29 protein-coding genes and 3 tRNA genes are annotated in these 23,577 nt (G+C 30.8%); 6 read left to right on the top strand and 26 right to left on the bottom strand.

From position 1 onward, the window contains the following. Positions 1 to 2: 2 nt before the first annotated feature. The 18 genes from nuoK to ACTTA4_RS06780 form a co-directional block, all read right to left on the bottom strand. Positions 3 to 314: an NADH-quinone oxidoreductase subunit NuoK gene (gene nuoK / locus ACTTA4_RS06865; RefSeq protein WP_440634066.1), complete on the bottom strand. Its 312-nt coding sequence runs from the start codon at positions 312 to 314 to the stop codon at positions 3 to 5. Then, positions 307 to 939, bottom strand: a complete 633-nt coding sequence (locus ACTTA4_RS06860; protein WP_440634065.1) for an NADH-quinone oxidoreductase subunit J — start codon at positions 937 to 939, stop codon at positions 307 to 309. Before ACTTA4_RS06860 ends, nuoK begins: the two co-directional genes overlap by 8 nt. Beyond that, a complete protein-coding gene (nuoI, locus tag ACTTA4_RS06855; protein ID WP_075506642.1) occupies positions 940 to 1,425 on the bottom strand; it encodes an NADH-quinone oxidoreductase subunit NuoI in 486 nt (161 codons plus the stop codon). 2 nt (positions 1,426 to 1,427) lie between these two features. Then, entirely contained in the window at positions 1,428 to 2,426 is a 999-nt protein-coding gene (gene nuoH, locus ACTTA4_RS06850) for an NADH-quinone oxidoreductase subunit NuoH (RefSeq protein WP_440634064.1), read from the bottom strand. A 1-nt stretch (position 2,427) separates the two neighbouring features. Next, on the bottom strand, positions 2,428 to 4,458 hold the full coding sequence (gene nuoG / locus ACTTA4_RS06845) for an NADH-quinone oxidoreductase subunit NuoG (RefSeq protein ID WP_440634063.1): 2,031 nt from the start codon (positions 4,456 to 4,458) through the stop codon (positions 2,428 to 2,430). Then, positions 4,451 to 5,782, bottom strand: coding sequence for an NADH-quinone oxidoreductase subunit NuoF (gene nuoF, locus ACTTA4_RS06840; protein ID WP_440634062.1), 1,332 nt, complete (start codon positions 5,780 to 5,782; stop codon positions 4,451 to 4,453). The genes nuoG and nuoF overlap by 8 nt, the downstream gene beginning before the upstream one ends. Continuing rightward, complete coding sequence (gene nuoE, locus ACTTA4_RS06835; protein ID WP_440634061.1) at positions 5,775 to 6,383, bottom strand: NADH-quinone oxidoreductase subunit NuoE; 609 nt, start codon at positions 6,381 to 6,383, stop codon at positions 5,775 to 5,777. The genes nuoF and nuoE overlap by 8 nt, the downstream gene beginning before the upstream one ends. After that, positions 6,380 to 7,555, bottom strand: a complete 1,176-nt coding sequence (locus ACTTA4_RS06830; RefSeq protein WP_218836792.1) for an NADH-quinone oxidoreductase subunit D — start codon at positions 7,553 to 7,555, stop codon at positions 6,380 to 6,382. Before ACTTA4_RS06830 ends, nuoE begins: the two co-directional genes overlap by 4 nt. Beyond that, a complete protein-coding gene (locus tag ACTTA4_RS06825; RefSeq protein ID WP_440634060.1) occupies positions 7,539 to 8,144 on the bottom strand; it encodes an NADH-quinone oxidoreductase subunit C in 606 nt (201 codons plus the stop codon). Before ACTTA4_RS06825 ends, ACTTA4_RS06830 begins: the two co-directional genes overlap by 17 nt. A 2-nt stretch (positions 8,145 to 8,146) precedes the next feature. After that, entirely contained in the window at positions 8,147 to 8,662 is a 516-nt protein-coding gene (locus tag ACTTA4_RS06820) for a NuoB/complex I 20 kDa subunit family protein (RefSeq protein WP_425321967.1), read from the bottom strand. Between the two features lie 10 nt (positions 8,663 to 8,672). Continuing rightward, on the bottom strand, positions 8,673 to 9,041 hold the full coding sequence (locus tag ACTTA4_RS06815; RefSeq protein WP_075506634.1) for an NADH-quinone oxidoreductase subunit A: 369 nt from the start codon (positions 9,039 to 9,041) through the stop codon (positions 8,673 to 8,675). A gap of 88 nt (positions 9,042 to 9,129) precedes the next feature. Further along, positions 9,130 to 9,206: transfer RNA gene (locus ACTTA4_RS06810), tRNA-Asp, on the bottom strand. Between the two features lie 12 nt (positions 9,207 to 9,218). Continuing rightward, positions 9,219 to 9,294, bottom strand: a tRNA-Val gene (locus ACTTA4_RS06805). A 50-nt stretch (positions 9,295 to 9,344) separates the two neighbouring features. After that, positions 9,345 to 11,723: an endopeptidase La gene (lon, locus tag ACTTA4_RS06800; protein WP_075506633.1), complete on the bottom strand. Its 2,379-nt coding sequence runs from the start codon at positions 11,721 to 11,723 to the stop codon at positions 9,345 to 9,347. 60 nt (positions 11,724 to 11,783) lie between these two features. Further along, entirely contained in the window at positions 11,784 to 13,052 is a 1,269-nt protein-coding gene (gene clpX, locus ACTTA4_RS06795) for an ATP-dependent Clp protease ATP-binding subunit ClpX (RefSeq protein WP_075506632.1), read from the bottom strand. An 89-nt stretch (positions 13,053 to 13,141) separates the two neighbouring features. After that, on the bottom strand, positions 13,142 to 13,753 hold the full coding sequence (gene clpP / locus ACTTA4_RS06790) for an ATP-dependent Clp endopeptidase proteolytic subunit ClpP (RefSeq protein ID WP_262589313.1): 612 nt from the start codon (positions 13,751 to 13,753) through the stop codon (positions 13,142 to 13,144). Between the two features lie 32 nt (positions 13,754 to 13,785). Then, on the bottom strand, positions 13,786 to 15,237 hold the full coding sequence (gene tig, locus ACTTA4_RS06785) for a trigger factor (RefSeq protein ID WP_440634059.1): 1,452 nt from the start codon (positions 15,235 to 15,237) through the stop codon (positions 13,786 to 13,788). Between the two features lie 10 nt (positions 15,238 to 15,247). After that, positions 15,248 to 15,332, bottom strand: a tRNA-Leu gene (locus ACTTA4_RS06780). Positions 15,333 to 15,416: 84 nt separating this feature from the next. Between ACTTA4_RS06780 and ACTTA4_RS06775 the strand changes: the two genes are divergently transcribed. The 3 genes from ACTTA4_RS06775 to ACTTA4_RS06765 are packed head-to-tail and all read left to right on the top strand — an operon-like array spanning position 15,417 to position 16,246. Next, the gene (locus tag ACTTA4_RS06775; RefSeq protein WP_075506630.1) at positions 15,417 to 15,668 is read left to right on the top strand and encodes a DUF1289 domain-containing protein; all 252 of its coding nucleotides are present in this window, start codon (positions 15,417 to 15,419) and stop codon (positions 15,666 to 15,668) included. Beyond that, a complete protein-coding gene (locus ACTTA4_RS06770) occupies positions 15,661 to 15,831 on the top strand; it encodes a hypothetical protein (RefSeq protein ID WP_179850442.1) in 171 nt (56 codons plus the stop codon). Before ACTTA4_RS06775 ends, ACTTA4_RS06770 begins: the two co-directional genes overlap by 8 nt. Beyond that, complete coding sequence (locus ACTTA4_RS06765) at positions 15,818 to 16,246, top strand: hypothetical protein (RefSeq protein ID WP_075506629.1); 429 nt, start codon at positions 15,818 to 15,820, stop codon at positions 16,244 to 16,246. The genes ACTTA4_RS06770 and ACTTA4_RS06765 overlap by 14 nt, the downstream gene beginning before the upstream one ends. Here the strand turns inward: ACTTA4_RS06765 and ACTTA4_RS06760 are convergent. Both ACTTA4_RS06760 and ACTTA4_RS06755 read right to left on the bottom strand, forming a co-directional pair. Beyond that, positions 16,243 to 16,380 (bottom strand): hypothetical protein, encoded by a 138-nt coding sequence (locus tag ACTTA4_RS06760; protein ID WP_179850441.1) that lies wholly within the window; start codon positions 16,378 to 16,380, stop codon positions 16,243 to 16,245. The genes ACTTA4_RS06765 and ACTTA4_RS06760 overlap by 4 nt on opposite strands. A gap of 10 nt (positions 16,381 to 16,390) precedes the next feature. Beyond that, on the bottom strand, positions 16,391 to 16,948 hold the full coding sequence (locus ACTTA4_RS06755) for a histidine phosphatase family protein (protein ID WP_440634058.1): 558 nt from the start codon (positions 16,946 to 16,948) through the stop codon (positions 16,391 to 16,393). A 2-nt stretch (positions 16,949 to 16,950) separates the two neighbouring features. Between ACTTA4_RS06755 and ACTTA4_RS06750 the strand changes: the two genes are divergently transcribed. Then, a complete protein-coding gene (locus ACTTA4_RS06750) occupies positions 16,951 to 17,631 on the top strand; it encodes a uracil-DNA glycosylase (RefSeq protein WP_440634057.1) in 681 nt (226 codons plus the stop codon). Here the strand turns inward: ACTTA4_RS06750 and ACTTA4_RS06745 are convergent. Beyond that, positions 17,624 to 18,040 (bottom strand): YbgC/FadM family acyl-CoA thioesterase, encoded by a 417-nt coding sequence (locus tag ACTTA4_RS06745; RefSeq protein WP_440634056.1) that lies wholly within the window; start codon positions 18,038 to 18,040, stop codon positions 17,624 to 17,626. The genes ACTTA4_RS06750 and ACTTA4_RS06745 overlap by 8 nt on opposite strands. Positions 18,041 to 18,098: 58 nt before the next feature. On the opposite strand from ACTTA4_RS06745, the gene ACTTA4_RS06740 reads away from it, so the two are divergent. Next, a complete protein-coding gene (locus ACTTA4_RS06740) occupies positions 18,099 to 18,239 on the top strand; it encodes a hypothetical protein (protein WP_440634055.1) in 141 nt (46 codons plus the stop codon). On the opposite strand, the gene ACTTA4_RS06735 is transcribed toward ACTTA4_RS06740, so the two are convergent. Further along, positions 18,240 to 18,890, bottom strand: a complete 651-nt coding sequence (locus ACTTA4_RS06735) for a DUF3047 domain-containing protein (RefSeq protein ID WP_440634054.1) — start codon at positions 18,888 to 18,890, stop codon at positions 18,240 to 18,242. It lies immediately after the preceding gene. A gap of 75 nt (positions 18,891 to 18,965) precedes the next feature. Here ACTTA4_RS06735 and ACTTA4_RS06730 point away from each other — a divergent pair, with 75 nt between their 5' ends. Then, positions 18,966 to 19,100 carry a hypothetical protein gene (locus ACTTA4_RS06730; RefSeq protein WP_440634053.1) on the top strand — a complete coding sequence of 45 codons (135 nt, stop codon included), beginning with the start codon at positions 18,966 to 18,968 and terminating at the stop codon, positions 19,098 to 19,100. On the opposite strand, the gene ACTTA4_RS06725 is transcribed toward ACTTA4_RS06730, so the two are convergent. The 4 genes from ACTTA4_RS06725 to ACTTA4_RS06710 are packed head-to-tail and all read right to left on the bottom strand — an operon-like array spanning position 19,084 to position 23,522. After that, positions 19,084 to 20,088 (bottom strand): alcohol dehydrogenase catalytic domain-containing protein, encoded by a 1,005-nt coding sequence (locus tag ACTTA4_RS06725; protein ID WP_440634052.1) that lies wholly within the window; start codon positions 20,086 to 20,088, stop codon positions 19,084 to 19,086. The two genes, ACTTA4_RS06730 and ACTTA4_RS06725, sit on opposite strands and share 17 nt — an antisense overlap. Position 20,089: 1 nt before the next feature. Next, on the bottom strand, positions 20,090 to 21,547 hold the full coding sequence (locus ACTTA4_RS06720; protein WP_440634051.1) for a cytosine permease: 1,458 nt from the start codon (positions 21,545 to 21,547) through the stop codon (positions 20,090 to 20,092). Positions 21,548 to 21,573: 26 nt separating this feature from the next. Further along, positions 21,574 to 22,908 (bottom strand): TRAP transporter large permease, encoded by a 1,335-nt coding sequence (locus ACTTA4_RS06715; RefSeq protein ID WP_440634050.1) that lies wholly within the window; start codon positions 22,906 to 22,908, stop codon positions 21,574 to 21,576. Further along, complete coding sequence (locus ACTTA4_RS06710; RefSeq protein ID WP_075506706.1) at positions 22,908 to 23,522, bottom strand: TRAP transporter small permease subunit; 615 nt, start codon at positions 23,520 to 23,522, stop codon at positions 22,908 to 22,910. The genes ACTTA4_RS06715 and ACTTA4_RS06710 overlap by 1 nt, the downstream gene beginning before the upstream one ends. Between the last annotated feature and the right edge of the window lie 55 nt (positions 23,523 to 23,577).

Below are 23,577 nucleotides of genomic sequence, written 5' to 3'. Positions count from 1 at the left end.
TATTATCCTTTCAACTCATCAATTTCTTCAACTCTGATAGTTCCAGAGTTTCTATAGTAAACAACGATTATAGCTAAACCAATTGCAGCTTCTGCAGCTGCTACAGTTAAAATAAATAAGGTAAATACTTGACCAGCTAAATCTCCGAGAAAAATTGAAAAAGCAACTAAATTGATGTTTACAGCTAATAAAATCAACTCAATACTCATCAATATAACAATAATATTTTTTCTATTAAGAAAAATTCCAATAATTCCAATTGAAAATATAACAGCACCTAAAGTTAAATAGTGTCCTAAACCTATCTCAGTCATCTATTTTAACTCCTTTGTTAGAAGCAACTTCTAAAACACTTACTCCTTCTGCTCTTTCACGAGAAATTTGTTTTATATAACTTTGTCTTTTGACGTTTGATCTTTGTCTAAAAGTCAGAACGATTGCTCCAACCATTGCAACTAACAAAATCATACCACTTATTTGAAAAATATGTATGTAATCAGTATACAATACTTGACCTAATGAGTGTGTGTTACTTAAGTCTGAAACTTTTAATAAATTGTTAACATCAAAAATCTCTGGTTTGTATTTCCATCCGCCAATTACAATAATTAGTTCAAAGAAAATGATTGTACTAATAATTAATCCAACAGGAATATGTTTTGAGCTAGCTGCAGAAGCAAACCATTGATTTTTTTGTTGAGCAACATTTAGCATCATTACAACAAAAAGAAATAAAACTGCTACGGCTCCAACGTAGACAATTAACATTATCATGCCCAAGAACTCAGCACCAATCATTATAAATAGACAAGAAATACTGATAAAATCTAATATTAAAAAAAATACTGAGTGGACAGTATTTTTAGATACTGTAACCATTATTGCAGAAACAACTGCAATTATAGAAAAAGTGTAGAAGAAAATAGCGTGAGCAATCATTTATCTATGTGAACTATCCGCTTTAATATTAGCGTCTAGAATATTCTCCCATCTGTCGCCGTTATCTAATAATTTCTCTTTTGTGTAATATAATTCTTCTCTTGTCTCAGTCGAAAATTCAAAATTTGGACCTTGGACTATAGCATCAACTGGACAAGCTTCTTCACATAAGCCACAATAAATGCATTTCATCATATCGATGTCATACCGAGTAGTTTTTCTACTGCCGTCCTCTCTTTGAGCAGATTCAATTGTAATTGCTTGAGCAGGACATACAGCTTCACAAAGTTTGCATGCAATACATCTTTCTTCACCATTTGGATATCTTCTTAAAGCATGCTCACCTCTAAATCTTGGGCTAATTTTTCCTTTTTCAAAAGGATAATTGATTGTTTTTTTTGGTTTAAACAATTCTTTTATTGCAATGAATAATCCTCCTACAAAATCTACCATGAAAATAGTTTTAAAAAATCTAGATAAATTCATAATTAGTTTGTTGGTAAAAGGTTGAAGTAAAATAAATAACTTGCAGTTAAAACAACCCAAGTTAAAGACAAAGGAAGAAATACTTTCCAACCTAATCTCATTAATTGGTCATATCTATATCTTGGCACAATTGCTTTTACTAAAGCAAATAAGAAAAATAAAAGTAAAATTTTTAAAATTAACCAAATTGCACCTGGTACTAAAGTAAATGGATAAATATCTATTGGAGATAACCAACCACCTAAGAATAATATAGTTCCCATAGCACACATCAATAAAATGTTGGCATACTCACCTAACCAAAACATTGCATACATCATTCCTGAATATTCTGTCTGGTATCCAGCAACTAATTCTGCTTCGGCTTCAGGTAAATCAAAAGGTGGTCTATTAGTTTCAGCTAAAGCAGAGATAAAAAATATTACAAACATTGGAAATAATGGAATTACAAACCATAGATTTTGTTGAGCAATTACGATGTCATTCAAATTTAATGAACCAACACACAACAATACATTGATAATAATAACCCCAATTGAAACTTCATACGATACCATTTGAGCTGCAGATCTAATTGCACCTAAGAAAGGATATTTAGAGTTTGAAGCCCATCCTCCCATAATTATTCCATAAACACCTAGCGATGAAACAGCAAATAGATAAAGTATACCAACATTAATATCCGCTAAAACCTGCGTTGCGCTAAATGGTATAACGGCCCACGCAATCAAAGCTAATGTCATAGTAACGATAGGTGCTAATATAAAGATTACTTTGTTTGAGCTTGATGGGATGATTATTTCTTTAAAAATATATTTCAACGCATCAGCTAATGATTGAAGTAATCCAAATGGTCCAACTACATTTGGTCCTTGTCTTTTTTGAACAAAAGCCCAAACTCTTCTATCTAGCCAAACAATCATAGCTACAGAAACCAAAACTGGAACCAACAAAAATAGAATTTTGTATACCTCTTGAAAAACTATATTCAAATATTCCATCTTAACCTTCTGTGCCTGTTGATTTTAAATTCGTTTTTGCATTATTGCACTCAATCATTGTTTTTGATGATTTAGCAACAACGTTTGAAAAATAATAATCTTTAATTTCAATTTTTAAATTTTCATTATTAAAATCAGAATTCGAGTTGTTATTATTTTGTTCAGTTTGTTTTTCACTTTGCAATTTTAAATAATTTAACATGCTGCTATCTAGCTCTTCTTTATCATTAAACAATTTTCTATTATTCATGAATTCAGCTAGTTCATTTATTATCTGCCAATCTTCTTTTGCATCTCCAGGGGGATAAGAAGCCTTAAATGCTTTTTGAATTTTTCCCTCTAAATTTGTATAATAACCGTCTTGTTCTGTGTATGCTGAGCCTGGTAAAATTATATCTGCACACTCTGCGCCTTTGTCACCATGGCTCCCTTGATAAATAACAAATTCATTTTTTTTAACAAAGTTTAAGTTATCCTGACCTATTAAAAACACTATTTCAAATTTATTTGATTTTAAATCTTCTATTAAATTAATTTTATTATTTAAAACTCCTAAATCAAAATTTCCTACAGTTGCTGCATCACATGATAAAACATTCATAGGATTCCAATCTTCTGAGAACTTGTTTTTTTTATTCAAAAAATCTTTTAAATTATCAAACAAATATTGTGCATGTTCTAATCTTAGTAAGGACTCACCAATTATTATCATTGGTTTTTTTGCACTTTCTATTTCTTTTGAAAGTTTATGTGTGTCATCCATAATTTCTTTAATTGTTTTAGTTTGCCCATCTAAACTTTCATAAGGATAAGTTAGATCTCCACAATCATTTAATGATACAATTCTTGTACTATTATTTAGATAAGATTTTCTAATTCTTGCATTTAAGATTGTGGCTTCGTATCTAGGATTGGCGCCCAGCAATAAAATTAAATCAGCGTCTTCAATTCCGTTAATTGAGGAATTAAACAAATAATTTTCTCTTTTTGAAATATTAATATATCTATTATCTGATCTTGACTCATAATTTTCAGTTTCAACTGTTCGGTCAAAAAATTCTTTAAATATGTAAGCAGTTTCCATGTTTGTTAAATCTCCAACAAAACCAGATACTTTTTCTTTAGATGTATTTTCTAACTTAGATTTTATTATTTTATAAACTTCTTGCCACGAAGCTTTCTCAAATTTACCGTTGTATCTAATATATGGAGAATCTAATCTTTGATGAAGTAAGCCATCACATGCGTATCTAGTTTTATCTGAAATCCATTCTTCGTTAATATCTTCATTTATTATTGGAAGAACTCTTTTTACTTCCCAATCGTACGTATCAACTCTAATATTTGAACCTATTGCATCCATAACATCAATAGTTTCAGTCTTTTTTAATTCCCAAGGTCTCGCTTCAAAAACATAAGGTTTTGAAGTCAAAGCTCCAACAGGACATAAATCAACTACATTGGCAGATAATTCTGATTGCATTGATTGCTCAAGATATGTTGTAATTTGCATATCCTCACCCCTACCTATAGCACCAAGTTCTGGGACTCCTGCAACTTCAGTAGCAAATCTTACACATCTTGTACAATGTATGCATCTTGTCATTTGAGTTTTGATTAATGGTCCCATATTTTTTTCAGGAACTGCTCTTTTGTTTTCTTTAAACCTTGATTTATCTACCCCATAAAACATTGATTGATCTTGAAGATCACACTCACCACCTTGGTCACAAACAGGACAATCTAAAGGATGATTTGCTAGTAAAAATTCCATTACACCTTTTCTAGCCTTTTCAACTAAGCTTGTATTTGTTTTAATGTTCATTCCCTCAGCTGCAGGCATTGCGCATGATGCAATGGGTTTTGGTGATTTTTCCATTTCAACCAAACACATTCTACAGTTTCCAGCTATAGATAATTTTTCATGATAACAAAATCTAGGTATCTCAACTCCTGCTTTTTCACAGGCTTGAAGTACTGTTAGTCCTTCCTCAACTTCTACATCAATGTCATTTACTTTTAATTTAAGCATTTTTTTTATCTAATAAATGTTGATCAACCAAATAAGGTATATTATTTTTTTTCTGAACAATTGGTTCCAAATTGTTTCTTTCTTGAATTTCTTTTTTAAAATGTCTTAACAAACCTTGAACTGGCCATGAAGAACCTTCTCCAAATGCACAAATTGTATGACCAGCGATTTGGGTTGTTACATCTCCTAACATGTCTACTTCATCTTTAGTTGCATCGCCTTTTGCCATACGTTCAAGCATTCGCCACATCCATCCAGAACCTTCTCTGCAAGGTGTACATTGTCCACAACTTTCGTGTTTGTAAAATCTAGCAATTCTCGCCATACATTTAATAATGTCTTGATCTTTATTAATAACCACTATTCCCGCCGTTCCTAATCCACTTTTTTCTTCGACACACGCATCAAAATCCATCTTTAATGTTTCACATCTATCTTTTGGAATTAAAGGCATAGAGGATCCACCTGGTATTACAGCTTGTAAATTATCCCATCCGCCAATCACTCCACCAGCGTGAACTTCTATTAATTCTTTTAAAGGAATGCTCATCTCCTCTTCCACATTACAAGGATTATTAACATTTCCAGAAATACAGAAAATTTTAGTACCTGTATTTTTTTCTCTTCCTAAAGAAGCAAACCATTTTGCTCCTCTTCGTAAAATAGTTGGTACCACAGCAATCGTTTCAACATTATTAATTATAGTTGGACATCCATATAAACCAATCAAAGCTGGGAAAGGTGGTTTTAATCTTGGTTGACCTTTTTTACCTTCTAAACTTTCAAGTAATGCTGTTTCTTCACCACAAATATACGCTCCTGCTCCATAGTGAATATAAATATCTAAATCCCAGCCAGTTCCAGCTGCATTTTTTCCTAATAGTTTTTTCTCATAAGCTTCATCAATTGCAGCTTGAAGTTTTTGCCCATCAACAAAATATTCTCCCCTAATATATATGTAGCAAACGTGTGCTTGAACTGCGTATGATGCTATTAGACAACCCTCTATTAATTTATGAGGTTCAAATCTTAAAATATCTCTATCTTTACAAGTACCTGGTTCAGACTCATCACCATTAATAACTAAATAGTGTGGTCTTGATCCAACTTCTTTTGGTGCAAATGACCACTTTAAACCTGTAGGAAACCCTGCGCCACCTCGACCTCTAAGCTGAGACTCTTTAATTTCATTAATAATCCAATCTCTTCCTTTTTCAGTAATTTCTTTAGTGTTTACCCAATCACCTCTTAATTGTGACGCTGCTACATCAGAGCCTTTATCATTGTATAAATTTTGAAAAATTCTATCTTGATCTTTAAGCATTTTTTAAATCTGTTAGTGTTTTTCTATTGTTCTCTGGCTCATTATTAATTCTTCCTCTGTATGAACCTGGTTTTGGAGTTTCTCCATTTAAAATTTTATCTAAAATCTCAGATGTTTTTTCTTTATCAAGATCTTCGTAATAATCATCATTTATTTGCATCATAGGAGCGGTCACACATGCACCAAGACACTCAACCTCCATCCATGAACAACTCTTATCGCTTGATAATTCACATTCATTTTCAGAAATTTTTTCCTTACAAGCTTCAACTAATTTATTTGCTCCTCTTATCATACATGGTGTTGTAGTGCATACTTGAACAAAATATTTACCAACTGGTGATAGATTGTACATAGTATAGAAAGTAGCCACCTCATAAACTTTTATATAAGGCATGTCTAAAAACTTAGCGATATACTTCATTGCAGCTAATGGTATCCAATTATTATTTTGTCTTTGAGCAATATAAAGCAAGGCCATCACAGCACTTTGTTGTTTTCCATTTGGATATTTTGCAACAATATTATTTGCCGCTTCTAAAGAGGATTCATTAAATTCAAAACTCTCTGGTTGATCTTTTGCTGGTTTTCTTAAACTCATCTATCCACCTCACCAAAAACAATATCTAATGAACCTAGAACAGCTGGTACATCTGCTAACATGTGTCCTTTAATTAAATAATCCATTGATTGCAAATGTGAAAATCCTGGTGCTCTAATCTTGCATTTATAAGGTTTGCTCGAACCATCAGAAATTAAATATACTCCAAATTCTCCCTTTGGTGCTTCAACAGCTGTATAAATTTCGTCTTTAGGTACTCTATAACCCTCAGTAAATAATTTAAAATGATGAATTAATGCTTCCATTGACTGTTTAATATCTTTTTTTGATGGTGGACTAATTTTACCATCTAATGATTTAATTGGACCTTTTTCCATTTTAGATAAACACTGTTTGATAATAGAAACACTCTCTTTCATTTCTTCAATTCTACATAAATATCTATCGTAGCAATCACCATTTTTTCCAACTGGTATTTTAAAATCTAAATCCTCATAACAATCATAAGGTTGAGATTTTCTTAAATCCCAAGGCACTCCTGATCCTCTAATCATAACACCTGAAAAAGAATAATCTAAAGCATCCTCTTTACTTACAATTCCAATATCAACATTTCTTTGTTTAAAAATTCTATTGTCTGTTAAGAGACTTTCTAAATCATTAATCACTTTTGGAAATGTATCGCAAAAGTTTGATATATCTTCCTCTAAACCTTTTGGTAAATCTTGATGAACACCGCCTGCTCTAAAGTAGTTAGCGTGTAATCTTGATCCAGAAGCTCTTTCATAAAAAGTCATTAACGTTTCTCGCTCTTCAAATCCCCAAAGTGATGGAGTTAAAGCACCAACATCAAGTGCTTGAGTTGTTACGTTAAGAATATGACTTAATATCCTTCCTATTTCACAAAAAATAACTCTTATATACTGAGCTCTAATCGGTACATCTATTTTAAGAATTTTTTCTACAGCAAGAGCAAAGGCATGTTCTTGATTCATTGGAGCTACATAATCCAAACGGTCAAAATAAGGAACAGCTTGCATATATGTCTTGTTTTCAATTAATTTTTCTGTACCCCTATGGAGTAAACCTATATGTGGGTCTGCTTTTTCAACAACCTCACCGTCTAATTCTAATATTAATCTTAATACGCCGTGAGCTGCTGGATGTTGAGGACCAAAGTTTAGATTTAAATTTTTAATTTTTTTTGTCATTATTTTCAATTTCTTCTTTAATATATTTTGTTCCTTCCCAAGGACTCTCGTAATCAAAATTTCTGTAATTTTGCTCTAGTTTAACTGGTTCGCTGATAACTTTTTTTTGATCTTCGCTATACCTAACTTCAGAATGACCAGTTAAAGGAAAATCTTTTCTTAAAGGATGTCCTTCAAACCCATAATCTGTAAGTATTCTTCTTAAGTCGGGATGATCTTTGAAATTTACACCATACATATCAAAAACTTCTCTTTCCATCCAATTTGCTGCAGGAAAAACGCTTGTTAAAGAAGGTATAACTTCATTTTCAGAAATAGAGTATTTTAGAACTAGTCTTTGATTAAACTCATGACTTAAAAATAAGTAAACTAATTGAAATCTTTGATTATTTTCAGGATAATCTACAACTGTAATATCTATTAACTGTCGAAATTTTGTATCTAAATTAGTTTTTAAAAATAAAATTACATCTAAAAAATCATCTTTATCTGTCTCTAGATAAATTTGATTATGTTTTATTTCTGAATTGTTAATTTTCGTGGTTAACTCAGAATTAATTTTTTTTTCTAGATCCTCTAAACTATTCATGACTATCTTATAAAAGATCCCTTTTTTCTAATTTTTTTTTGTAATTGCAAAATTCCATATAATAATGCCTCAGCTGAAGGAGGACATCCTGGAACGTATACATCAACTGGAACTATACGATCACACCCTCTAACAACTGAATAAGAATAATGATAATAACCTCCACCATTAGCACAGCTACCCATAGAAATTACATATCTCGGTTCTGGCATTTGATCATAAACTTTTCTTAAAGCTGGTGCCATTTTATTTGTCAATGTTCCGGCAACAATCATTACATCTGATTGTCTTGGTGATCCACGTGGAGCAGCTCCAAATCTTTCCAGGTCATATCTAGGCATTGCTGTTTGCATCATTTCAACTGCACAGCATGCAAGACCAAAAGTCATCCAATGTAAAGAGCCAGATCTAGACCAATTAATTAAGTTATCCAACGATGTGGTTATAAAACCATTTTTACTAAAATCTTTAGCAAGTTGTTTAAACTCTTCAGGAACTTGTTCTATTTTATCGTTCATTAAATTAATTTTATTCCCAATCTAGAGCGCCTTTTTTCCACTCATAAATAAAACCAACTGTTAGTATGAATAGAAAAATCATCATTGATGAAAAACCTAATAGACCAATGTTTCCTAATGATATTGCCCATGGAAATAGAAAAGCAATTTCAAGATCAAATATGATAAATAGAATTGCAACTAAGTAAAATCTTACATCGAACTCCATTCTAGAGTCTTGAAATGGTTCGAAACCACATTCATATGCAGATAACTTTTCTGGATCAGGTTTTTTTGGAGAAAGTAAAAAATTTAATACTACAAAAGCAACACTTAAACCAAGAGCAATAACTAAAAATAGAATAATCGGTAGGTAATCTTTTAAAAATTCAGATAACATGAAAATCTATATATCAGTTTTTATCTGATGTTGAAGGGAAGATAAGTCACATTTTATTAATATTAACAGACAGTTTATTGGGAAAAAGTGGCGGGAGTGAAGGGACTCGAACCCTCGACCTATCGCGTGACAGGCGATCGCTCTAACCAACTGAGCTACACCCCCACTTAATTTGTTTGGTGGGCAGTAAAGGACTCGAACCTTTGACCCCCTCGGTGTAAACGAGATGCTCTACCAACTGAGCTAACCGCCCCAAAACAGTGCTACTTATTACATCAACACTTAAATAAAGTAAATTAATTATTATTGAATACTAGCTTGAGATTTATCGTCTTTTTTAGCTAAATCTACCTCAACCCATTCCGTAGGTTTAAGTTCTTTAGTTAAAGCAATTTTAATTACCTGGTCAGCATATTCAACTGGTGTAATTTTAATATCATCTATAATTTTCTTAGGCATATCCACCAAATCTTTTTCATTTTCTTTTGGAATCAAAACTTCTTTAATTCCAGCTCTATGGGCAGCTAATAATTTTTCTTTAAGACCACCTATTGGTAATACTTGACCTGTTAATGTTACCTCACCAGTCATTGCAACATCTCTTCTCACAGGTATGTTTGTAATCGAAGAAACAATTGAAGTAACCATTCCTATTCCAGCAGATGGACCATCTTTTGGTGTTGCTCCTTCTGGTACATGAATGTGAAAATCTTTTTTCTCAAATAAAGGTGGAATAATTCCATACTCTAGACACTTTGATCTAACAAAAGATTTTGCAGCTTTTACAGATTCTTGCATCACATCACCTAACTTACCAGTAATTTGCATTCTTCCTTTTCCAGGCATAGTTACTGTTTCAATTTTTAAAATTTCACCACCATATTCAGTCCAAGCAAGTCCAGTTACAATACCCACTCTATTTTCTGATTCTAATTCCCCAAATTTAAATTTAGCTACACCAAGAAAATCAGATAAATTTTTATTATTAATTTGGACTTCTTTTTCTTCACCAGCTACAATTTTCTTAACAACTTTTCTAGCAAGTTTAGAAATTTCTCTTTCTAAATTTCTAACTCCTGACTCTTTTGTGTATCCTCTAATTACTTCTTTTATGATGTCATCTTCCAATTTCATTTCTTTTTCTTTAACACCATTATCTTTAATTTGTTTAGGAAGTAGATATTTATTAGCTATACTAATTTTTTCATCCTCAGTGTAACCAGCTAATCTTATTACTTCCATTCTGTCCAATAATGGAGGCAATATATTTAAAGTATTTGCCGTTGTTACAAACATTACATCAGATAAATCATAATCAACTTCTAAATAGTGATCGTTAAAAGTTGTATTTTGTTCCGGGTCTAGCGCTTCTAATAATGCTGAGGATGGATCACCTCTATAATCATTTCCAATTTTATCTATCTCATCTAGTAAAATTAGAGGATTTTTTGTTCCAGCTTTTTTCATCATTTGAATTATTTTACCTGGTAATGATCCGATATAAGTTCTTCTGTGCCCTCTTATTTCTGCTTCGTCTCTCATCCCACCTACAGACATTCTAACAAATTCTCTGTTAGTTGCTTTAGCAATAGATTTACCTAAAGATGTTTTACCAACACCAGGGGGGCCAACTAAACATAATATTGGGCCTTTAATTTTTTCCATTCTTTTTTGAACAGCTAAAAATTCTATTATTCTTTCTTTAACTTTCTCTAGTCCAAAATGATCTTTATCAAGAATATTTAATGCCTTCGTTAAATCGATATCAACTTCACTTTTCTTGTGCCAAGGTAGTTCCGTCATCCAATCAAGGTAGTTTCTAACCACTGTAGCTTCGGCTGACATTGGGCTCATGTTCTTCAATTTTTTAAGCTCTTGTAGGCATTTCTTTTCAACTTCTTTTGGCATTTTTGCTTTTGTTATAGCTTTATTTAAACTAGTAGTTTCGTCTTTACCGTCTTCAATCTCACCAAGTTCTTTTTGAATAGCTTTAAGTTGTTCATTTAAGTAATATTCCCTCTGGGTTTTCTCCATTTGAGTTTTAACTCTTCCTCGAATTCTTTTCTCTACTCCGATAATACTTGTTTCATTTTCCATAATTTTAATTATGGCATTTAATCTCTTCTTAACATCAACGGTTTCAAAAATTTGTTGTTTTTCTGAAATTGTAGCTGTGATGTGTGAGGCAATATTATCAGCTATTTGCGAAGGATCTTTTAACTGCTTAATGGTGTTTATTGTTTCGTTCGAAATTTTCTTATTTATTGAAGTTAACTTTTCTAATCTTCTTAAAGCAGTAGCTGCTAAAGGAAATAAATCCTCATCTTTTGGTAAGATATCATTGAAATATGTATAGTCACACGTAATAAATTTCTCATTATCTTTAAAGTCTAAAATTTTAACTCTTTTAATTCCTTCTACTAAAACTTTTACAGTTCCATCTGGTAACTTTAATAATTGTAGGATACTTCCCTCACAACCATACATAAATACGTCTGTTTTCTTGGGATCATCAATCTCTGAGTTTTTTTGTGTTACAAGAATGATCTTCTTATCTTTTTTCATCACCTCATTAAGTGCAGAAATAGATTTATCTCTTCCTACAAATAGAGGTATTACCATGCTTGGGAAGACTACAATGTCTCTTAAAGGTAATAACGGTAATGATATTTTAACGTCCATAGGATTAATATGGATATTATATATTATATTGCAATAGGTTTTTGTTACTTATTAAGGATATTAAGCCGCTGATGTTTTGCCAGACTTAGATTTATTTTCGCCTTTAGAATGAACTAAAATTGGTTGTGATTGACCTTTTGCGGCACCTGCATCAACAATTACTTCTTCAATGTTATCTTGGCTTGGGAGATCATACATAGTTTTTAATAATATATTTTCTAATATTGATCTCAATCCTCTTGCTCCTGTTTTTTTGCTAATTGCTTTTTGAGCTATTTCTTTAAGAGCATTTTCTTTAAATGTTAATTTCGCTCCATCTAACTTAAATAATTCTTGATACTGTTTAGTTAAAGAGTTTTTAGGTTCTTGTAAAATTTTTATCAATGATTTTTCGTCTAAATCTTCAAGGGTTGCTATCATTGGTAATCTTCCGATAAACTCTGGTATTAACCCAAATTTCAATAAATCCTCGGGCTCTAGTCCCTTCATCCATTCTCCTGTTTTTTTATCCTGAGTATTTTTCACGTCCGCTCCAAAACCAATTGAAGTACCTTTGTCTCTTTGAGAAATAATCTTGTCTAATCCAGCAAATGCACCTCCACAAATAAAAAGAATATTGGTTGTGTCTACTTGTAAAAATTCTTGTTGAGGATGTTTTCTGCCTCCTTGAGGTGGAACACTTGCAACAGTTCCTTCCATTATTTTTAATAAAGCTTGTTGAACTCCTTCACCAGATACATCTCTTGTAATGGATGGGTTCTCAGATTTTCTACTAATTTTATCAACTTCGTCGATATACACTATTCCTCGTTGTGCTTTTTCAACATTATAATCTGAAGCTTGAAGTAATTTTAAGATAATATTTTCAACATCTTCACCAACATATCCAGCCTCGGTCAATGTTGTTGCATCTGCCATTGTAAATGGAACATCTAAAATTCTAGCAAGAGTTTGTGCCAATAAAGTTTTACCACAACCAGTAGGACCAACTAACAAAATATTTGATTTAGATAACTCTACATTCTTACTAGTTTTATTTTCATAATTAAGTCTTTTGTAATGATTGTGTACAGCCACCGACAAAACTTTCTTAGCATGAGCTTGACCAATTACATAATCATCTAGCACTGTACAAATTTCTTTTGGTGAAGGAAGACCGTCTTGGTGTTTAACAAAAGTGTCTTTGCTTTCCTCTTTTATTATATCCATACAAAGCTCAACACATTCATCACAAATAAATACAGTTGGACCTGCAATTAATTTTCTAACCTCGTGTTGGCTCTTTCCGCAAAAAGAACAGTAAAGAATATTTTTATTATTTGTACTCATAATTTTTTAAACGAATCAATTTCATTACTTTATTATAGATGACTCATACTAATCAAGTTTGGATTAGTAAGTTATCAATATATTGTGTATTATGATCTTTTTTCTACTACTTCGTCAATAAGACCAAATGATTTTGCGACATCAGCGGTCATGAAATTATCTCTCTCTAAAGCAGATTTTATTTCATCAACAGTTTTGCCTGTATGTTTTGAATAAATTTCATTTAACCTTTTCTTTAATGACAAAACTTCATTAGCATGAATTTCTATATCTGTAGCTTGTCCTTGAAAACCTGCTGAAGGTTGGTGAACCATTATTCTTGAGTTGGGTAAAGAAAACCTCTTACCTTTAGTTCCTGCAGCCAACAAAAATGATCCCATTGATGCGGCTTGTCCAATACATAAAGTTGAAATATCGGGTTTTACATATTGCATGGTGTCGTAAATTCCAAGACCAGCTGTAACCAGTCCACCAGGACTATTGATGTATAAATAAATTTCTTTTTTAGGATCTTCAGCCTCTAAAAATAATAACTGGGCTGTTACTAAGGATGCAATATTGTCATTTATCTGACCTGTTAAAAAAATAATTCTTTCCTTTAGAAGTCTTGAATAGATATCATAAGCTCTCTCACCTTTGCTCGATTGTTCTACAACCATCGGCACTAGATTGCTCATATGTTCTGATAATTTTGTTGTCATAAGTTGATTCTTTCTACTTATACAACTTGTGATTACTTTTTGCTAACTTTTTTTGTTTTTTTAGTAGCTGGTTTTGCTTTTGATGTTTTTGTAGAAGGCTTTTTTTTCTCTGAAGCTTTTGCTGCAGGTTTCTTTTTTGTTTCTTTCTTAGCTTCGTTATCATGTGAATGATCATGGTCATGATCGTGATCGTGTTTATGAGCTTCTTTTAAGATTTTTTCCGCCTCATCTTTTGAAATTTCTTTTTTATTTGGTTTACCTTTTTCTTTTATAAGATTTAAAATTTTCTCTTCGTAGACTGTCCCTCTTAGACTTGCCAAAGCAGATGGATTTTTTTGATAAAAATCCATAACCATTTTCTCTTGTCCTGGCATCATTCTCAATTGTTTTTGTACTTCAGCTTGAATTTCTTGTTCACTAACTTTGATTTGATTTTTTTCACCAAATTCATTTAAGATTAATCCAGTCTTAATTCTTGTTTTTGCTTTTTCTTCAAAAGATTTTTTATTCTTTTTAGCCTCCTCTTCAGACATACCTTGTGAAAGAATCTTAACCTCTTCCTCTACTAAGTTTTCAGGAACTTCTTCAACTTTAATTTTTTCAATTTCTTTTAGAATTTGATTTTTTGAAAGTTGATCTAAAGAATTTTTATATTCATCATTTATTTGTTTTGAAATTAAAGCTTTAAGATCTTTCAAATCTTTAGCTCCTAAATTTTTTGCAAAATCATCATCTATTTTCACCTCTTGTGGTTGTTTGACTGATAAAATTTTACAATTAAATTTAGCTTTTTTATTAACTAATTCTTTTTCAGGGTAATTCTCTGGAAGTGTTGCTTCAACAACTTTCTCATCATCTTTTTTAACACCAATTAGTTGCTTATCGAAACCTTTCAAAAATAAATCTTTACCTAATGTAAGCTGAGTATTTTTTCCTTCACTTCCTTTAAATTCTTTTCCATCAATTGTTGCTTTGTAATCTAGTGCTACGAGATCACCCTCTTTTGCTTTTGTATCAGGTGCACCTTCTTTAAAATTTGGTTGGTTCTTAGCAATTTCTTTTATTCTTTTATCTGTCTCACTATCATCAATTTTAACAGTGTATTCATCAAATTTAATGTTTTCTAAAGATTTAATCTCTACTTTAGGTAATTCAGTAACTGATAAAACATATTCTAATTCTTTATCTTCACCATATGTTTTTAGATCTAACTTTGGCTGACCCGCTGGTTTAATTTTGTTTTCTTCCAACGCTTTTGTGGATGTATCTTTTAAAACTTTGTCTAATACTTCACCAAATACAGCTTTACCAAATTGTCTTTTTAAAATTTCTTTTGGTACTTTTCCTGGTCTAAAACCTTTTAAATTTACTGTTCCTTTAATCTCTTCATATTTTTCATCCATATAAGAGTTCATAGTCTCTTTATCGATAAAAATTTTTAGATCTTTATTTAAACCTTTTTTATTTTCTACAGTAACTTTCATAATTATTTAATGGTAGGGCGAAAAGGACTCGAACCTTCACCGATTGCTCGACTGGTTCCTAAGACCAGCGCGTCTACCAATTCCGCCATCGCCCCAGTTAAATTAGGTGCTTTATATATTATTGAACTCATTTGTCCAATCCGAATAATAGTGTAAAAGGATATAAAAATATAAATAATATGATTATTTCGCCTTGTATTAGTATTTGCAAAACAGATCCCTCAACAGGTTATTGTTATGGATGTGGAAGAAATAATGATGAAAAAAAACTGTGGAAACTAGAAGAAACTACAGATGAATGGAAACAAAATAATTTAGAAAGTATCAGAAAAAGATTAACTGGTTGGCAATTAGATAGTTTTAACGAGTCTTACGAGCATAAAATAAATAACGGAATATCTCTATTCAAAAAAAATCTTAAAAATGAGTAAATCAACAATTGTAGTTATAATTTATATTATAGGACTAATCTTTGGTGCTTTAGTTCTGGATATGTGGAGTGCTGAGACTAGCCCTAAAGCATTACTGGGTATTGGGTGGACAGCACTTTTTTTAATTGGATTATTTTTTGCTGAAAAAAATGAAAAAAAATAAATTATTTTTTTTTTCTCTCATTTTATTTTCTTTCTCATTTATAAATCATTCATTTTCAGAAATTATAATTTTAAGTAAATGTGATCATAAAGAAGATAAATATTTAAAAAATGAATACATATTTAATCTTAATGAATTAATTATGACTAGAAATTATGTTTATGCAGAAAAAACTTATCAAAAATATAGAATTACTGATTTAAGTGTAAAAAAATCAAACTCCTATGTAAGAAATATTTATGAAGAGGATGGTAAAATTTTTACTTTAAAACATGGTTATCCTCAATTTTATACTCAAATATTAATTGAAAAAAACAAGCCTGAGATATTTATTAAAAGTGTTATGAATGATATCGAAGGGATTTCAAAAATTTCTACATGTAAAAAAATAGAAAAATTTGCAAATCAAAGTTAGGTTTTCTTCTTTTTATTTTCCTTAAGTTTATCTAAATTTTTTTTTTTAAAATCAAATCTGCTATTTGAAATATTTGATCTATGTTTAGCAAATGCCTGTTTTTGTGCTTGTCGCATAGCTCTTTTTGAGGACATAATTACTAATTTAATATTCTATTTCCAAAGTATCAATTACTTTTAAATTTTTATCTGAAATAACAATCTCACCTGATGATGGTGCGTAGTTTAAAAGCTCAGATATTACCACGTAATGTGTTACAAAAATTATATTTTGTTTTTGATCCCACGTATTTAAGAATTTATTAAAATCAATAACTTGTTGTTTTCTATTTTTAGCAAATTTTGCACTAAAAAATGAATTCAAAAAATTTTTTGTTTCATAATTTTTAAAGGCTATTTTTGCAGTTTCTTTACATCTGCACCATTCACTAGAGTAAATTTTGTTTATTAAAATATCATTTTGTTTAAAAAAATTTCCAATTTTTTTTGATTGTACTCTTCCCTCATCATTTAAATTTCTTTGGGTTTCACAATTATTGACATCAAAATTTGAAGGATCCCCTCCTCCCGGTGCATAAGCGTGACGAATAAATATTAATTTACCACCTTTTTGAAGCTCACCAATCATAGTTTCATTTGAATCTGCTTTAATTGGAGAACTTAAAAATATAAATATAATTAAAAAAAATTTTAAAATTTTCATAGATGAATAATAAATTAAAACAACTTAATAAGAAAATTATTAAATGTAGAAAATGTCCTAGATTAATTAATTTTATTAAAAAAATATCTACTGAAAAAAGAAAACAAAACATAAACGAAACTTATTGGGGAAAACCAGTTCCTGGATTTGGTAAGGCAAATTCAAAATTATTAATTTTAGGATTAGCACCAGCGGCTCATGGAGGAACCAGAACTGGAAGACCTTTCACTGGAGACAAATCAAGCGATTTCTTATTTTCTTGTCTAAAAAAAGCAAATATTTCTAATCTACCTTATTCAGAAAATTTAAATGATGGATTGGAATTAAAATCAACTTTTATAACCAATATATTGAAATGTGTTCCTCCTGGTGACAAACCAACAAATGAAGAATTATCAAATTGCTCAAATCATTTTCAAAATGAGATAGAAACTTTAAGCAAAATAAAAACAATTGTTGCTTTAGGTAAAGTTGCTTTTGATAATTGTGTTAAATATTACAAAAGTAAAAATAAATTAAATGGAAAGTATACTTTTAAGCACGGGAAATATTATGATTTATCAAATAAAATCAGATTGTACGCTTGTTATCATCCAAGTCCTAGAAATGTAAATACAAAATTAATATCTGAAAAAATGATAGTTAATTTTTTCAAAAAAATAAAAAGAGTAACAGCTATTTAGATTTTAAAATATAAGGCTCAAAGCTATTTAAAACTATCTCAGGAATTTTTGTAGGTTTTCCTATTGTATTTACAAATACTAAATGTATTTTTGCATCCACAATTAATAAATCATCTCTGTAAATTGACTGATCCATTACAAAAGAGGTTTTTGACAAAGAGGAAATAAAAGATTTTATTGTTAAATTATCTTCTAAGTATGCTGATTTTTTATATTCAATATTGCATGACTTAACGATTATTAAAGAATTAAACTCATCTTTAATTTTCAAATTACTTAAACCAATAGCTAATAATGCTTCTGTTCTAGCTCTTTCAAAGTATTTTAAATAATTTGCGTAATAAACTACTCCTCCAGAGTCGGTATCTTCATAGTAAATTTTAACATTATGACTAAAAGTTTTATGCATTGTTCATTAATATCAAATAATGAGAAATTTTTATACAAACTAAGATATAATAACTACAATGAAAGTTTATATAATTTGGTTGATTGGAGTAATATTATGGAACTTTGGTGTTCCTAATGCCACTCCAATAGAGGACGTAATTGTAGCAATCATACTGTCATTCCTGAGTATGGGTCTAAAAAAATATACTAAACTTTAATTAATTTGCTGAAAAATAAATATTCTGGAAATAGGCTATAGATTTCATTTTAGAATTATCTGTATCAGCCATAACCGCCAAGCCATCTAATTCATCTAAATCTAAATCATGGAATTTCTTAAAATCTTCTTTTACATTTGATTTAACTGTTATCCATTCATTTAAATTAGTTTTGGTTGTGGCCATTACATTGTCTATAGATTTTTTTGTGTATGGACTTGGTGAACTAACACCAACATCTCTATTGCTTGAAAACACATAGTTAACTGCTCTGTTTGACAATGGTGTTGCACCTGTTTTTTTAACAGCAAAAACTCTCGCTGCAAAGTCATGGCCTTTCTTTGTATCTTCTTTAATTCCAGATAAATCTTTCTCAATTTTCCACGTAATATTTATAAAAGGTGTCTTGTTAAGATCAATTTTAACTTCTTTTCCAAGACCAGATGCTGCATTATCAGCAACCGCCTTTAGGAAATTTCCATTTTCATTCTTACCAACAGTATAGCTTGTCTCGTTCTTTGCTCCCCTTACTTTTCTGACAGTTAATTCTGAAAGTTCTGCTTCTGTAAACTCAAAAACTACAACTTCATTTGCAACAACTGAGCTAATTGAAATTAATAAAATTGAGATGAGTTTAAAAAATATTTTCATAATTTAAGTTCTTAATACATTATTTAGACAAGATTTAAACATGCAAAAATCAGAATTAGTTTTTAAATAAATAATATGAAAACAATTTCAATTTTCTTACTTTTAATTTATTGGTCAATAATGATATCTGCACCAATTATGTCTAATGACCTCAAAATGGGTAGTTCTAGAGCTATAAAATTAAATTCTAATTCTAAGGTATCAGTATAATTTTAGGTGCAACACAGGTGCCATCATGAATTTGTTTAAAGGCATCACCACCATTTTTTAAATCCCTAAATTCAATCCAATCTAGAGAACCTATCTCTTTGTTAGCTAATATTGCTAGAGTTTGCTCAAAATCCTTATTGGTATAACAATAAGTCCCTATTACGGTCACCTCTTGAAGTGTCATTTTTCTAAAATTAAATGATCCAGCTGGCTGAGTTAAGCCTATGTGTATAATTGAACCGCCCGGCTTAACTACTTCAATAGCCTGTTGTCTTGAAATTTCCAACCCTACCGTATCAAATACAATATCAAACTTATTACTTTCTATTTCGTTATGGTCTGGTGCAACATATTTTGCATCTAAATATTTTGAGCACTCATTCAATCTCAATTTATTAGGATCAGAGAGAATTATATTTTTACTATTTTTAATTTTAGATAAAATTAAACCACATAATAATCCTATTGCACCACCACCTTGGATCAAAATTTTACAATCAGATAAAGGTTTTTTTAAAGATTGTTCACCAATTAATACTGCATGCAAAGAAACTGCAGTTGGTTCTGCTACTGGTGCTTCATTTTTATCTAATCCATCTGGAATTTCATAAATATTTTTATCAGGTGTAGAAACAAACTCCGCAAATACTCCTTGTCTTTCAATTGGCTTGTTCATTCCTAATATTATTCTATTTGGGCAGAGATGTTCTCTTGCACTTGTGCAATATTCACATTTACCACAAGTTATAAGAGGATTTAAAACAACGTCTTTACCTTTAAATTTACCATTTTGGACCTCACCACTAACTTCATGGCCTAATATTAACGGAGGAATTCTTCTCTCATCATGTCCATGATATGCGTGCATATCAGAACCACATATTCCTGAAGCATGGATTTTTAAAATACTTTCACCTGAAACTTCAATTGGATTAGGCTCATCTCTGTAAACTAATTCTTGTGTTCCAGTATATACTAAAGCTTTCATATTATTTTTTTGCCAACAAGTAATACGTTATCCACGCAACAAATGCACCAATTAACCACGCATAAGACTGTAAAAACATTAAATTTGTGTTCCAAATTGTTGATGCTGAAAAAATAAAACCTAAAAAAGCTGAGTAAACACCTTTGATATGCCAACCTCTAGAATAATAATAACTACTTTCTTTTTCTACTGAATACAAATCTTTGTTACTCAAACTTTGGTTGTTGATCAAATAATAGTCAGCAACCATCACTCCGAACAATGGTCCAAAAAACGCACCAAATGTATCTATAAAAGATAAAATGCCTATTTGACTTAAAATTGTAAGCCAAAAAATAGCGACCAACAAACCTAAAAAAGAAATTATGTAACTTGCGCTCCTCAAAGATAATTTACTTGGAATAAAATTAATCAGCGAATATTGAGAAGGAATATAGTTAGCTACTAAGTTGGTAGATGCTGAAGCAATTACGATAAAAAAAAGTACTAATGTGGTTATTTGAATATTGTCATATTTGCCAATTATATCAGTAGGATTTGTGAAAATTCTGTCTATATCTGAAAATTTTTGATTTAGGAGTGCATCTGATCCAGAAACAATAAAAATAGATAAAAAAGAGAAAATAATTAAATTAATAAGTAAACTCAAATTTCCTTTATCTAGCTCTTTGGTATTTTTAACATTCCTAGAAATATCTCCAAAACTAATTATTAATATTGAAAAATAAGCAAAGACAGTTCCTGCCACAGTTAAAAGTGGTGCTAAATTATTAAGATCTAAAAAGTTTTTGGTATTTAAAATATTTATAAATGCTTTTGATGTTAATTTGACATCACTTAATAAAACAAGAAGAAAAAAAATAATAATTCCTACATAAACACTAATTGCTGAAAAGTTAATAATTTTTTTATTATATTGAACACCAATACTAAACAATAATGTTTGAAAAATAATAACAATTATAATTGACGACCAATCAATTATATTTAGACCATAAAAGTAAAAAATAAATATATCTTGAACTAACAATGACTCATCAATTGTAAAAAGCAATATTCTAATAAGATATGTTAAAATTTTTGATAAAAAATAAGTCTGAATTCCAAATAAAAAAATTCCAACCAAGCTTCTAATTAATCCGAAAAATTTAGCTCCATTAAATCCCAAAGAAGATCTCAACAAGACCACAAAAGGTAATCCAAATTTTTGCGAAGGTTTTCCAATAAAATTAGCAAATAAATAAACAAAAAATGAACCTAACAAAGTTCCAAGTAAAACCACAAAGGAATTTAGGTCATACATTATATAAAGAGAGGCAATCAGAGAAAAGCCAATTACACTTTGTACATTTACTCCCCAGTAGCAAAAAAGGTCTTTCCAATTCCAAGTTTTATAATTTGGATTTACTGAAACTAGATCCCAATTTGAGAGTGAGTATTTAACTTTTGGTTGATTCACTAAAAATTATCTTAAACTAATAATTTCTACTGTCCATATAAGAGAGTTGGTAGCCAAAGTGCAATTTTTGGAAATATTATGATTAGAACTAAACCAATTATTTGAAGAACCATAAATTGCATCATTCCATAATAAATATCTTTTAAATCCCATTCGGGGACCACCCCTTTTAAGAAATACGCAGACAATGCCACTGGAGGAGAGAGCCATGCGGTCTGGAGATTAACGGCAACTAATATTGCAAACCAAGTAAGATTAAAGCCAAGAGCTTCTATCAATGGTAAAATAATTGGTACAATAATCATCACGATTGGTACCCACTCTAAAGGCCAACCTAATAAAAATATTGCAACCATTACAATCGCTAATATTAAATATTTGTTCATGTCTAGACCTAACAAGAATTCAGTTAATAAAGTTGGTGTGCCTAGTCTTGCAAAAACAGCACCAAAAAAGTTTGATGCAGCAACTAAAACCATAATTAAAGCTGTTATCTCTAAAGTTTTAACAAGTGCTTCTTGAAGTTTTGAAAAAGTTAATTTTTTGTATGCTAAAGAAAGTAGTAAAGCTCCCATTGCACCACAACCAGCTGCTTCTGTTGGAGTTGCAAAACCAAAAAGTATGCTTCCTAATGCTGCAAAAACTAACGCTGCAGGTGGAACTAAACCTAAGAAAAATTCAATCCAAACTTCTTTCATGCTAGCAGCTCTCATCTCTTCAGGAATTACAGGTCCCAATTTAGGATTGATCATACATCTTATTGTTGTGTATCCAGCGTATAAACTTGCTAGAAGAATTCCTGGAATTATAGCAGCTGCAAATAAATCAATAACTGGAATTTCCATAATTGGGCCCATAACAACTAGCATGATACTTGGAGGTATTAAAATTCCTAAAGTACCACCAGCTGTTATCGTTCCTGCAGCAAGTCTGACATCATAGCCAGATCTATTCATTGATTTTGCTGCCATGATACCGAGTATAGTTACTGAAGCGCCAACAATCCCTGTTGCAGCAGCAAAAATAACTGAAACAAAAAGAACAGCGTAATATAACGCTCCTCTAACTCTTGCTAGCATCATTTGAAATGATGAAAATAATCTTTCCATCAAACCTGCCTGCTCCATCATAATACCCATAAAGACAAAGAGCGGGACGGCGGCGAGGGTTTGTTCGGTCATGACCATCGAAAACTGGAGTGTCATTAAATAAAAGACCAATTTTCCAAATCCTAAATATCCGAATACAAAACCTAAAAATATGAGTGTAAATGAAATAGGAAATCCTACGAAAATTGCAAAAAGCATTACTCCTACCAGAATAAAACCTAAATATGCTGGATCTATAAATTCAGCTAACATTATTCATCTTCTCCTGGCCATTTTCCTCTTGTTGCAGCCCAATAACTTTTTAATAATTCTGAAATACCCTGGATTAATAAAAATACGATACCAATCAATAAACAACTCTTAATTGGCCACATATAAGGCATCCATGTAGTATCCATTCCTCTTTCGCCTCTTTGAATAGACTCACCTACATAACCAATTGTCATATAAAGAAAGACTATTAGTCCTGGAAAATAAAATAAAATATATAACCAAAAATCAATCGTCCCTTGGTTTTTTGTTTTGAAATTTCTGTATAAAAAATCTGCTCTTATATGAACACCTTTTGAAAGTGCATAACCTGCACCTAACATGAATAGTGCGCCATACAAAAATCTACTTATGTCATAAGCCCAAATTGTAGGTGCATGAAAAAGTTTTCTCGCCAAAACTTCGTAAGTCATAGCAAAGATAAGTGGCATCAGTATCCAACAAACAACATTACCTATCCATTTGCTAAATTTATCAATATTTACAATAGAACTTGCCATCCATGATGGCATGTCATTTGGCATCTTCCCTGAACCACCTCGCCTTTCGGCTATCATTTCATCTGATATATCTAGTTTAGTTGGTTCTTCAGCCATAAAAAATTTTGTTAGAAAAATTAGAGCGGACAATTAAGTCCGCTCTAATTGAATT

It is taken from the genome of Candidatus Pelagibacter sp. HIMB1485 (assembly GCF_052048055.1).
Taxonomy (GTDB): Bacteria; Pseudomonadota; Alphaproteobacteria; order Pelagibacterales; family Pelagibacteraceae; genus Pelagibacter.
The sequence above is the reverse complement of the archived record's forward strand: the minus strand, read 5'-3'. Positions and strand labels throughout refer to the sequence as shown.